The organism is Thiocapsa marina 5811 (genome assembly GCF_000223985.1).
GTDB lineage: Bacteria > Pseudomonadota > Gammaproteobacteria > Chromatiales > Chromatiaceae > Thiocapsa > Thiocapsa marina.
The window spans coordinates 335,157-347,190 of sequence record NZ_AFWV01000003.1 but is presented as its reverse complement, the minus strand read 5'-3'; the positions used below and the strand labels follow the sequence as shown (position 1 = coordinate 347,190).

Here is a 12,034-nt window from a genome sequence, read left to right as displayed (position 1 = left end):
ATTCTTATATACTGATGCCCTAATCAAGACGGCGGTCGAAGAGCAACGACAATAATCAGTTTGCTGCCGACACCCGCTTCATGGCACGGGATCCGGATGCCATGACGCCCATGGACGGGGTGCGATCCCGACGCTGTTGCCTCGACTGTCCTTGATCAAGGCCCGTGAGTCTCGCTCCACCGTTGCTTCGAGCCCAAACGGCTCCCCGAGAGGCGGGAAAGACTCGCAAGATATTCAAAACCCATCGGATTCCAATAAAAAAGGTGTGTTCCATGTCCAAGCTCGTCCAAGCAGCCTCGCTCATCGCCCTTGCCGCCGCCGCATCCTCAGCCGGTGCCTGGTGCAACGCTCCCGTCGCGCCGATCATGACGCCCGAGATGGCCGAGCAGCAGATGCAGGCCATATCCGCTCGGCATGAGGCGATGGTCGAGCAGCAGAACAAGGCCATCGAGCAGGCGATGGAGGCCCATCGGCAGATGATGGAGCAGCGCGCAGCCGATTTCGCTCGGATGCCTTCCGGCATCGAAGCCGGCTTCCCGCAGATGCCGCCGGTACCGGAATTCGCCCAGTACCCCGCGATGCCCGAGATGCCGGCCATGCCTGAGTTCGGTCAGATCCCGGCCATGCCCGAGATGCCGGCCATGCCTGAGTTCGGCCAGATTCCGGCCATGCCTGAGATGCCGGCCATGCCTGAGTTCGGCCAGATTCCGGCCATGCCTGAATTCGTGAAGACACGCATGGATGAGATGGATGCTCACCGCGCCAAGGTTCAGCAGGAGATTCAGGAGCGCCGTGCCGCCTTCAAGGCGGAGAGCGAGCAGCGTCGAGCCGAGCACCCGCGCGCCATGGAACGCACCCATATGGCAGCCTATGCGCCGCACATGCGCCCGAGCAATATGGGGAGCCAGGACTGCGCGCCGACGCAGACCCAAGGCACCGAGCAGCAAGCCGCCGCACCTGCACAGTAAAGGCCAGGTCCCGGAGGCGATCGCCTCCGGGACACCGGTTTCGCACGATACAAAGACCCCGGCAACGGGGTCTTTGTCGTTTCGATGAACGCGCTCACGAGCGGAGCGCAACGCACTCTGGCTCTGGCTCGATCGATGTTAGGCGATTTCCGGGAATCGACATCCCAACTGGATTGGCTAGGCCGCGCCAGCTCCGACGACGGTCCAGAGCCGACGCGGTTTAGACCTGCGCCCGAATCTCGGCGCGATCGACAGCCAAATCCAGACCGATATCGGTCGCTCGGCCCTGGTTGAAATAGTCCGCAAGAAACGCGTCGAACCCGCAATCGTCGGCGGCCTCGATCGCCTGCTGCTGCGCGATCGACTCGCGTGAAAGCCGCTCGAAGAGTGCTTCGCGCTCCGGATCAAGACTGTGGTGCCTGAATGTCTCTCGATGGTCCTGCGTGAGTCGCCGAGCGAAAGCGAAGAAGCTTTCACCACGCTCGCGCATCGTCTCGAGGATACGGGCCGACGGGGTCGCGTGAGGATCGATGACCTTTTCGCGCTGCTGCTCGACGCTCTGCACATGTGGACCATTCGACGCCCCGTCGAGGAGCTCCGCGACAGCGACCATATCGTCCAGGATCTCGCTCGCCCAGACCCGCAAGGACACCGCCGTGCGTTGACGCGAGAGTCCAAGCCCGGGCTCACGTCCCCGATGGGCAACGAGGACCTGATTCTCGTCGATCTCGCGGCGCTCCCGCGCCCCGATACGCGGGCTGTCCAGGACCAGGCAATAGAGCATCAGGGTTTCGAGCACACGAATCTGCTCGGCCGTGATCCCGGCCGGCTCGAAGATGCTGATGTCGGGAGAGCGCAGCTCCACATAGCGAATGCCGCGACGGCGCAGCGCCAGCGTCGGGCGCTCCATCCACTCCGTGACCTGCTTGGGACGCACCGTGCTGTAATACTCATTCTCGATCTGCAGGACGTTGGCATTGAGCTGCTCGTAACGATCGCCGACCTTCACGCCGATCTTCTCGTACTGCGGACAAGGGGTCTCGATCGCCCAGGTCAGGCTGCGCACATAGGAATCGAGGCTGTCGTAGCTTGCCTTCATCCCGGTGCCTTGTTCCTGTTGATTCTGATACCCGATGTCGCCCATGCGCAGCGAGGTCGCATAAGGGTAATAGAGCGTGTGGGGATCGAAGATCTGCAGATCGGTCTCGCGCCCCTGGACGAAGCTGGCACAGACCGCAGGCGATGCTCCGAAGAGGTAGGGCACGATCCAGCCGACGCGCTGCAGGTTCCGGACCATTCCCATCTGGACCTCCGAGCGAAAGGCCACGTCATCGCCCTTCACACCCTGAGTCGCCTGGTACAGATCGAAGAAATCGTCGGAAAACGAAAAGTTGAAATGCAGACCCGCGATCACCTGCATGGTGCGACCGTATCGGTTGCCCAGCCCACGCCGATAGACCGTCTTCATGGTCGCGGCGTTCGACGTCCCGTATTGCGCCAGCGGGATACCCGCACCGCCCTCGAGGACGCAGGGCATACTGGTCGCCCAGATCAGCTCGTCACCGAGATAGCGGTAGACGTAGGCATGGAGGTCGGCGAGGAATCCCAGCACCTCCTCGACGCTGGAGGCCGGAGGCGTGATGAGCTCAAGCAGTGCCTCGGAGAAATCGGTCGTGATGTAGGGATGGGTCAAGGCCGAGCCGAGCGCTCGCGGGTGCGGCGAGAGAGCTAGATGGCCCGCCGCCGAGGCGCGTAGTCCCTCCTTTTCCAGGCCGATGCGATTGCCGCGGAGCCGCTCGGATGCGCCGGCGGAACGCAGACGCTCGATCCGCGTTTGAAGATCCTTTCGAGACTGATTCAATGACTGGTCCTTAAACCGCGTCCAGAGTGAAATGCGCCGTTTTCATGTTGTATCGGGCTCAAGGATTCTCCCGACCTTTGCGGAGACGCTGTTTAAAATCAATAGTATTGAATACCTTAGACTGCGCCGGCTCCGACAGTTATCGAAGCCGACGCGGCCAAGCCAATCCAACAGAACAGACGACGCATACCGGACCGGGCGCGGTTTAAGATCGGCAGTACGCTGCGCCCCGCCCGGGCGATAGCCGACAACCGGCTCATCCACCGCCGCGGGATGCGGAAGCGCTCCCGTGCGCCATCCGGGCGAAAATCTTCGAGATCCGAACACCTGAATCGCGTCCGCTGCACCGCGCATGAATCCATACAACGTCGATTCAGCGCGAAACCAGGGCATGTCGTCGAGTGACGCGATTCAGTCACGCATCACGGCACGCGGCCGTTCCGTGCGGTCGAGCAACACGGCATCGGCGAGGATACGGGCGGCCTCTTCCACCTGGATGCGCGCAATGGCCTCGCGTTGGGCGTCGAGTAGATCCTCGTCGACCTGTTCGTCGTCCTCGTCGACCGGAGCGATCCCGCGCGCGCGCAGATACGAGTCCTGCTGCTCCTTGAAGACGCTCCCGCGCCGCTTGTCCTCCTCGCGACGCGCCTTCTCTTGGAGCGAGACATGGGTTTGGGCCTCGACATCGCGCAGCAGCTTGCTGCGCTCGACCAGCATCGTGAAACCGGGATCTTTGGACACGCGCTCGGCCGACTGCAGGGCGAGGAGATCGACGCTGACGGAACCCGCCTTTTTGTACTCGGCCGGCCGAATTCGGGTCCAAGGCAAGGCGTTGTCGAGGGATCGCTCGCCGTGCTCGGCCATGAGCTCCGCGGTCGGGAAGCGAATATCCGGCTCGACGCCGCGCAGCTGTGTGCTCCCGCCGCTGATGCGGAAGAACTCGGCCATCGTCAGACGCAGGCGCCCGAGGTTGTTCTGCTCGCCCGGGACGTAGCGATTCAGATCGATCAGGGTCTGCACGGTGCCCTTGCCGAAGGTGGGCTCGCCGATCACCAGACCGCGCCCGTAGTCCTGAATAGCTCCGGCGAAGATCTCGGAGGCAGAGGCGCTGTCGCGGTCGACCAGCACGGCCAGAGGCCCGCGGTAGGCAAGGCCCGGCTCGGGATCGGTCTCGACCTCGATCTTGCCGAAGGCATCCTTCACCTGAACGACCGGGCCTGTATCGATGAAGAGACCGGTCAGCGAGGTCGCCTCGGCCAACGAGCCGCCGCCGTTGCCGCGCAGGTCGATCACGATACCGTCGACGCCTTTCAGCACCAGCTCGTCGAGGAGCTGGCGCACGTCGCGCGTCGTACTGCGGAAATCGCGATCGCCCGAGCCCTCGGCCTGGAAGTCCCGGTAAAAAGCCGGGATCTCGATCACGCCGATCCGCATCCCCGGTGCGTTGTCGAGCTGGTCCAGGACCTGGGCCTTCGCAGCCTGATCCTCGAGCTTGATCTCGTTGCGGACGATCGCGACCTCGCGGACGCCGCCGTTGGTTGCGGCGGATTTCGGCAGCAGCTGCAGCCTGACGACCGATCCTTTGGGTCCGCGGATCTTGTCCACGACGTCTTGGAGCCGCCAGCCCACGACGTCCTCGATCGCGCCGTCGAGCCCTTGCGCAACCCCGACGATCCGATCGCCCGTCTGGACCTGACCGGACTCCCGGGCCGGACCGCCGGGGACCGTGCTCTGGATCACCGTGTACTCGTTGTCCGCTCGCAGGACCGCGCCGATCCCTTCGAGCGAGAGCTTCATGCTGATGTCGAAGTTCTCGGATGTGCTGGGCGACATGTAGCTCGTATGCGGCTCGAGCGTCTGGGTGTAGGCATTCATGAACGTCTGGAAGACGTCGTTCCCGTCGAACTGATGGGTGCGACGAACCAACCCTTGATACCGCTCGCTCAACCGTTCTCGAATCTCATCGTCCGTCTTGTCAGCCAGACGCAGGGTCAGAAAGTCGTTCTTCACGCGCCTGCGCCAGATCTCGTCCAACTCGGCGCTGTCCTTGGCCCACGCCGCATCCGGCGAGTCGAGTCTGTAGGTCTCGTCGCGATCGAAATCGAACGGCCCCTTCAGAAGACTCTCGGCGTAGATGACCCGCTCGTCGACCCGCATCCGATACACCCGAAAGACGTCGAAGGCGAGGTCGAGCTCGCCGCGACGCAGCCCTTCATCCAGGCGTTTGGCACCGCCTTTGAAGCGATCGACGTCGCGGGCCAGAAAGAACGAACGGCTCGGATCCAGTGCCTCGAGGTAGTTGTCGAGCACGTCTTGCGCAAACGCCGGGTCGAGATCGACCTTCCTGTAGTGAAAGCGCTCCAAGACCTTGTTGATCACGACCGCCGACTTGGTCTGGGCGGGGCTCGGAAACAGCTCCGATAAAGGAACCTGACGCGGAGCGGCAACGACAAGCGTCGCCGCCAGGACGGCCGCGACGAAGAAGGCAAGGCGGGACAGGCGCGATCTCATAGGCATTTCTCGTAATCCATCTCTTGGAAGAGAGACAACGTTGGTCGGACGGGGTTTCTGGTCCGTACCGCGAACACCTGCATCCAACGCGGAACGGACAACTGCCCGAACAGGAGATATGGGTCCGCGACCGCCTCTCTTCATGTGCGCTTAAACCGCGCCCATTAGGGTAATCGTAAGATGTCAGAGTCGCTTGGCCGCGCCGGCTCCGGCGACTGTCTGAGGCTGCGCGGTTTAACATATTCAAAAATACTAAATTCTAAACCGCGTCTCACTGGGATCCAGGATATCTCCGAGGCCAAGCGCACAATGAAAACGCCCCATATCGCTCTGGACGCGGTTTAGGTCTGGTACACCTTGCGCCGATACAGATCGGTGCGCCGACTCACGACCCGATCGACGAACAGCAGGCCGTCGAGGTGGTCCATCTCGTGCTGAACCGCGCGCGCCTCGTATCCCTCCATCGCGTATTCGTGCTCCCGACCGTCGGGATCCTGCGCCTTCAAGCGGATGCCGGTGGCACGGATGACGTTGCCGGTGTAGTCCGGGACCGAGAGGCAACCTTCGCGACCGATCGCGTAACCCTCCCAATGGACGATCTCGGGGTTCACCAGGATCAGATGGCCGTGATTGGGGGTCTTCGGACGACCCGAGACATCGACGATGACGATGCGCTGAAAGCGTCCGACTTGCGGGGCGGCAATGCCGACGGCGGCCGGACCGGCCAGACGGGTTTCTTCGAGGTCCGCCACGAAAGCGCGCAGGTTGTCGTCGAAGTGCTCGACCGGCTCGGAGACCTGCTTCAGACGCGGATCGGGTAGTCTGAGGATATCGAGGATCGCCATGGCTCAGCCGATCAGCACGTCGACGGGGGCTACATCGACGGAAACGCCTCGGGTGCTCAATGCCGACAGCGCAGCCTCCACCTCTTCGATGGTGCGTTCGCAGTAACCTTGGATATTCATGATGTAGACGGGATGTTGCGCATCGCCGGCGACATCGGACTCCAGCTCCAGGATATTGAACCCGTGATCGGCGAGAATCTCCGTCACATCGGCAACGATGCCCGCACGATCGGCCCCGAAAACCCGAACTTGGAGATTCGGAACCAGGTGCCGATGCAGACCGCCCGGCACCGGATCCAGGTGAACGCGCAGACCGAGCTCCTCGGCCACCGGGCGCACGGCAGCCATGAGCTCCTCGCAGGGGCGCTCGCCGCTCACCATCAGCATGATGGTGAAGTTGCCGCCGAGGCGGATCATGGACGCCTCGCCGAGGTTGCACCCGCAGGTATAGAGTGCGCGCGTCACACGCGAGACGATCCCCGGGCGGTCGGCTCCGACCAATGTCAGCATGTTCCAATCAGGCATCTTGTGTGTCTCCCGCAGCGGCTGCGCCGTCGCCGTCGAGCCAGATCAGGCTCGCCATCCGCCCGGTGACGCCGTCGCGCCGATACGAAAAAAAATGTCGTGGATCCGAATGGGTACAGTAACCGCCTCCATAGACCCCTGTCACCCCGAGCCTTGCAAGCCGACGCCGCGCCAGACCGGCAAGGTCGGCCAGAAACCGCCCGTCGCGCGACGCGCGGAACGCACCGATCGCCCCCGGATCCGCTTCCAGAAATCGCTCGCGCACCTCGGGACCGACCTCGAAGGCATCCGGACCGATCGCCGGACCGAGCCAGACCAGGAGTCGCTCCGGCGGGATGCGCTCCGACGCACTCCGCACGGACGAAGACACCATCGCCGCGATCGCCCGCTCCAGGATGCCGTCGGCCAGACCGCGCCAGCCGGCGTGCACGGCCGCCACGCGGGTTCCCTGGTCGTCGCACATGAGGACCGGCAGACAATCGGCCGTCATGACGACGCAGACCGCACCGGCCTCGCCGGTCACGGCCCCGTCGGCCTCGCAGCCTCCGAGATCGCGCGCATCGCTCGCGACGGCCGCATCCGCGCCCGCGAGCCGGCAACCATGCACCTGTCGGAGCCACAACGGCTCGCTCGGAAGCCCTAGGTGGTCTCGCAGGATGGCGCGATTCCGGGCAACCCGTTCGGGCGCGTCCCCGACATGATCCGCCAGGTTGAAGCTCGCATAGTCACCGGTTCCGACACCGCCCTCGCGCGTCGTTGAATAGGCCTTGACGCGGTCCGGCGCGGGCCAGTCAGGCTCGATCATCTCCGGCATACCCCGTTCGGGCAAGATCCTCTCGGGTTCGAGCGGCTCGGGCGAGAGCGGGTTCACGCGCGCGCCTCGCCCCGAAACCGCTCCAGCAACTCGGCGAGATCGGCCGGCAACGGGATCTCCCAGCTCATCGCCGTCCCGAGCGTCGGATGCTCCAAGCCCAGGCGCAAGGCGTGCAGCGCCTGACGCGGGAAACCCTGGAGCGCCTCGACAAGACCGGCGGATGCACCCTTGGGCGGCCGCGGGCGACCGCCATAGGCACGATCGCCGACGAGCGGATGCTGCGTATGGGCCATGTGCACGCGAATCTGGTGCGTCCGGCCGGTTTCGAGCTCGACGGCCAGCAGGCTGTGGCCGACGAATCGCTCCAAGACCCGGTAGCGGGTGATCGCCGGCCGCCCGCCTGCGACCACCGCCATGCGGGTACGCTGTGTCGGATGACGTCCGACCGGTGCCTCGATCCGCCCGCCGGCGACCACCTCGCCGATGACCAGGGCACGATATTCGCGGTGGACCTGCCGAGCCTGGAGCTGCTCGACCAAGGAGCGATGCGCCTCGAGCGTCTTGGCCACCACGAGAAGTCCGGTCGTGTCCTTGTCCAAGCGGTGCACGATGCCGGCCCGCGGCACGCGCGCCAGCTCCGGCGCATGATTGAGCAACGCGTTCTGCAAGGTCCCGTCGCGATGCCCGGCCGCCGGATGCACCACCAAGCCGGCCGGTTTATCGAGCACGAGGATCTGCTCGTCCTCGAAGACCGGATTCAGCGGGATCGCCTCCGGGAGACAATCGCCGACCGGCTCGATCGGCGCGTCGAGCTCGATCAGCTCGCCACCCCAGACCTTGTCGCGCGAGCGCCGCGCCACCCCGTCGACGCGAACCTGGCCGGATTCGATCCAAAGCTGCAGCCGGCTGCGCGAGAGCTCCGGGATCAAGGCCGCCAACACCTGATCGAGCCGGCGCGCCGCGAGCTGCGGCTCGACCCGGATTCGGCGTTGGATGCGTATCGGACCCGACGCGGCGGGCCGCGGGACGTCCGGCGTGGCTTGCGTCATGACCGATTCACCAATCCGCTACAGGCATATCCTCGCGCGCGAGGAGTTTTGCCTTCGGGTATACTGCACAGGGAAATCAACAGGTATCTCTGATTCATGCGAAGAACGTTAACACGACTTCCGGCGCTCGTGCTCGCCGTCGCGCTCGCCGGATGCGGCGTCTTCGGCAAAGAGATCGATATGACCGAAAACTGGAGCGCGGCGAAGCTCTATGCCGAGGCATCCTCCGAGCTGGACTCGAACAACTATGCCAAGGCGATCGAGTACTACGAAAAGCTGGAGGCTCGGTACCCGTTCGGGCGTTATGCGATGCAGTCGCAGCTCGACATTGCCTACACGCACTATCGGGCGGACGAGCCCGAGGCCGCGATCGCCGCGGCGGATCGATTCATCAAGCTGTATCCTCAAAACCCTTACGTTGACTATGCCTACTATCTGAAAGGTCTGGTCAACTACAACCGCAGCGTCGGGTTTCTGGATCGGTATGTTCCGGTCGATGCCTCGCAGCGCGATCCCGGATCTGCGCTCGATGCCTTCGTGGACTTTTCGGTCCTGGTCGAACGTTTTCCCGACAGTCGCTACGCCGAGGATGCCCGTCAGCGCATGCTCTATCTGCGCAACAATCTGGCAAAGCACGAGGTCAATGTCGCACGCTACTACATGCGCCGCGGGGCTTATCTCGCCGCGGCGAACCGAGCGAACTACGTGATCGAGCGGTTTCAACGAACCAGTGCCGTGGAGAGCGCCCTCGAGGTGTTGATCGACGCCTACACGGCACTCGGGAAGACTGAGCTGGCGGCCGACGCAAAGCGTGTGCTCGACTTGAATCGGGAGGCGGGCCGTTTCATCTCCGACGAGCCCGAGCCCGGCGAGGTCAGTCTCGCGCGCAAGGTCTGGGACTATCTCAGCCTGGACGAGAATTGACACCCCGGCGCGTCAACCCGGCACCGAGACAGGACACTCTGCCGGGTTGACTGGCCTTCTGTCGGATAGCGGGAGTCGAATCGCCTCAACCGCGGCGCCTCCAGCAGCCGTAAAATCCGCCGGGTGCGATCCCGTGCGGAAACATCGCATACGGCGCTCGACGCGGTTTAAGGCGCAACCGGGCGATCCCGGCTGTTTCGGAGCGGATCCGCGTCACGCAAGCCCCGTTACGCGGCGCGACGAGGAAGACCGGCGGTCACGATGGCGAACCGACCCGATGCACGCCCCGGCGTGCGCGGGGCGTGCAATGCGGCGAAAACTTCGCGTGTGCTCGGCATAGAACCCCGACCGAGAAGCAGTGGCTCAGACTGCGGCTTCGTTCTCTTCCCCGGTGCGGATACGCACCACATGCGTCACATCCGAGACGAAGATCTTACCGTCGCCGATCTTGCCGGTCCGGGCAGCGGTCGTGATGGCGCTGATACAAGTGTCCACCAGATCATCGGTCAGCACCAGCTCGATCTTCACCTTCGGCAAGAAATCCACCACGTACTCGGCGCCCCGATACAGCTCGGTATGGCCCTTTTGTCGCCCGAAACCCTTCACCTCGATGGCGGTCATCCCGGTGATGCCCGCGGCGGAGAGCGCCTCGCGGACGTCATCCAGCTTGAATGGCTTAATGATGGCTTCAACCTTCTTCATGACGCACTCCGTTGTGGGATCCGGCTACCGAAGCCGGTAAGTATAAGTTCCGTGCATGCCGTTGAACAGCGAACGGGTCGAGCGGCGGCCGAGACGGCGATCGACCGGATGTCCCGGCCCTGGTCCCGACACACGTCCTCGCCCCGCAACAGGGTTCAAAAGCCGCTCGTGATCGGATAGCGGCGGTCCCGACCGAACGCCCGGGTGGATATTCGCACGCCAGGCGGTGCTTGGCGTCGCTTGTATTCATTGCGATCGACGAGTCGGGTGATCCGACGCACGATCTCGGCCGGATAACCGCGCGCCACGATTGCATCGACACCTTCGTCCTCTTCGATATAGAGACGCAGGATCGGATCCAAAACCTCGTAAGGAGGAAGACTATCCTGATCGGTCTGATCGGGTCTCAGCTCCGCGGAGGGAGCCCTCGTCAGCACCCGCTCCGGAATCACCGGCGAGCAGAGGTTGCGATAACGCGCCAGCCGGTAGACCAAGAGCTTGGGCACGTCCTTGATGGGTGCAAACCCTCCGGCCATGTCGCCGTAGAGGGTGGCGTAGCCCACCGCCATCTCGCTCTTGTTTCCGGTGGTGAGCAGGATCCGCCCGGTCTTGTTGCTGATCGCCATCAGGATGATACCGCGGCAGCGCGCCTGGATGTTCTCTTCGGTCACGTCCGGCGCCAGCCCCTCGAAGGCCGGCTCGAGCATCGACAGGAACGACCGGAAGGCCGGCTCGATCGAGATCAGCTGAGCCTTCACGCCAAGTGACTCGGCCTCCTCGAAGGCATCCGCATTGCTCATCTGCGAGGTATAACGCGACGGCATCAAGACGCCCTCGACCGCGTCGGCGCCGAGCGCATCCACCGCCACGGCGAGCGTCAACGCCGAATCGACACCGCCCGAGAGACCCAGCACCGCACCGCTGAAACCGTTCTTGCGGACATAGTCGCGCACACCCAGCACCAAGGCGCCGTAGACGCTCGCCTCCTCCTCCATCGCATCGCCGTCGAACACGGAGGCGCTGCGCCCGGATGTCGAGCCGACGAGAGGGCGGCCCTCGTCGTCGAGCTCGAACGTCGGCCGGTCCTCCTCGAAGACCGCCGCGCGATGCAGGATCCGACCCGCGCCATCCGCGACAAACGAGGCACCGTCGAAGACCAATTCATCCTGCCCGCCGACCAGGTTTGCATAGACGATCGGGATGGCGTGCTCGCCTGACCGACGCGCGACCAGCGCCTCGCGCTCCGCACGCTTGCCGACATGAAAGGGCGAGGCGTTGATGTTGATCAGGATCTGCGCCCCGGCCTCGACCGCCTGCCGTGTCGGATCTTCCTGCCAGATGTCCTCGCAAACGCTCAAGCCGATCCTCAAGCCCAAATGCTCGAGCACCAAAGGGGTCGAGCCTGCCTGGAAGTAACGCTTCTCGTCGAAGACACTGTAGTTGGGCAAATGCTGTTTCGCGTACTCGCCGATCACCTCGCCATCGCGCACCACGCCCGCCACATTGAACAGACCCCCGACGGTCCGAAGCGGATAGCCCAACACCAGGGTGATCCCTCGACACTCTTCGCGGATCCGATCCAAGGCCGACTCGACGCGCTGCAGGAGCTCGGGACGCAACAAGAGATCCTCCGGCGGATAACCCGTGAGGGTCAACTCGGGAAAGACTAACAGATCGACCCCGTCGGCGCGCGCTGAGAGCCCCTCGGCGATCACCCGATCGGCGTTGCCGAGGACATCCCCGACGACGAGATTCAACTGCGCAATCCGGATACGACACCCCACTGCGGGATCCTCTTGATGTGATAGGCAGCTTGTTTGAGACGGCTATCGCCG

10 protein-coding genes are annotated in these 12,034 nt (G+C 63.8%); 2 read left to right on the top strand and 8 right to left on the bottom strand.

Annotation, left to right across the window (positions count from 1 at the left end; all coding sequences use genetic code 11):
* Nucleotides 1-272 precede the first annotated feature (272 nt).
* Nucleotides 273-968, top strand: a complete 696-nt coding sequence (locus THIMADRAFT_RS24460; protein ID WP_007192085.1) for a hypothetical protein — start codon at nucleotides 273-275, stop codon at nucleotides 966-968.
* 220 nt (nucleotides 969-1,188) lie between these two features.
* On the opposite strand, the gene gshA is transcribed toward THIMADRAFT_RS24460, so the two are convergent.
* The 6 genes from gshA to rluD all read right to left on the bottom strand — a co-directional run bounded on the left by gshA (nucleotide 1,189) and on the right by rluD (nucleotide 8,573).
* Nucleotides 1,189-2,829 carry a glutamate--cysteine ligase gene (gene gshA / locus THIMADRAFT_RS05975; RefSeq protein WP_007192084.1) on the bottom strand — a complete coding sequence of 547 codons (1,641 nt, stop codon included), beginning with the start codon at nucleotides 2,827-2,829 and terminating at the stop codon, nucleotides 1,189-1,191.
* 411 nt (nucleotides 2,830-3,240) lie between these two features.
* Nucleotides 3,241-5,340: a carboxy terminal-processing peptidase gene (locus tag THIMADRAFT_RS05970; RefSeq protein WP_007192083.1), complete on the bottom strand. Its 2,100-nt coding sequence runs from the start codon at nucleotides 5,338-5,340 to the stop codon at nucleotides 3,241-3,243.
* Nucleotides 5,341-5,681: 341 nt separating this feature from the next.
* Nucleotides 5,682-6,185 (bottom strand): peptide deformylase, encoded by a 504-nt coding sequence (def, locus tag THIMADRAFT_RS05965; protein WP_007192082.1) that lies wholly within the window; start codon nucleotides 6,183-6,185, stop codon nucleotides 5,682-5,684.
* 3 nt (nucleotides 6,186-6,188) lie between these two features.
* Nucleotides 6,189-6,710: a glycine cleavage system protein R gene (locus THIMADRAFT_RS05960; protein ID WP_007192081.1), complete on the bottom strand. Its 522-nt coding sequence runs from the start codon at nucleotides 6,708-6,710 to the stop codon at nucleotides 6,189-6,191.
* The gene (pgeF, locus tag THIMADRAFT_RS05955; RefSeq protein ID WP_040730037.1) at nucleotides 6,703-7,524 is read right to left on the bottom strand and encodes a peptidoglycan editing factor PgeF; all 822 of its coding nucleotides are present in this window, start codon (nucleotides 7,522-7,524) and stop codon (nucleotides 6,703-6,705) included. Before pgeF ends, THIMADRAFT_RS05960 begins: the two co-directional genes overlap by 8 nt.
* A gap of 53 nt (nucleotides 7,525-7,577) precedes the next feature.
* Nucleotides 7,578-8,573, bottom strand: coding sequence for a 23S rRNA pseudouridine(1911/1915/1917) synthase RluD (rluD, locus tag THIMADRAFT_RS05950; protein WP_007192079.1), 996 nt, complete (start codon nucleotides 8,571-8,573; stop codon nucleotides 7,578-7,580).
* 96 nt (nucleotides 8,574-8,669) lie between these two features.
* Between rluD and THIMADRAFT_RS05945 the strand changes: the two genes are divergently transcribed.
* The gene (locus tag THIMADRAFT_RS05945; protein ID WP_007192078.1) at nucleotides 8,670-9,497 is read left to right on the top strand and encodes an outer membrane protein assembly factor BamD; all 828 of its coding nucleotides are present in this window, start codon (nucleotides 8,670-8,672) and stop codon (nucleotides 9,495-9,497) included.
* 363 nt (nucleotides 9,498-9,860) lie between these two features.
* Here the strand turns inward: THIMADRAFT_RS05945 and THIMADRAFT_RS05940 are convergent, their stop codons facing one another.
* Together THIMADRAFT_RS05940 and THIMADRAFT_RS05935 are read right to left on the bottom strand one after the other, a co-directional pair.
* Nucleotides 9,861-10,199: a P-II family nitrogen regulator gene (locus THIMADRAFT_RS05940; RefSeq protein ID WP_007192077.1), complete on the bottom strand. Its 339-nt coding sequence runs from the start codon at nucleotides 10,197-10,199 to the stop codon at nucleotides 9,861-9,863.
* Between the two features lie 155 nt (nucleotides 10,200-10,354).
* A complete protein-coding gene (locus THIMADRAFT_RS05935; RefSeq protein WP_007192076.1) occupies nucleotides 10,355-11,983 on the bottom strand; it encodes an NAD+ synthase in 1,629 nt (542 codons plus the stop codon).
* Nucleotides 11,984-12,034: the final 51 nt, after the last annotated feature.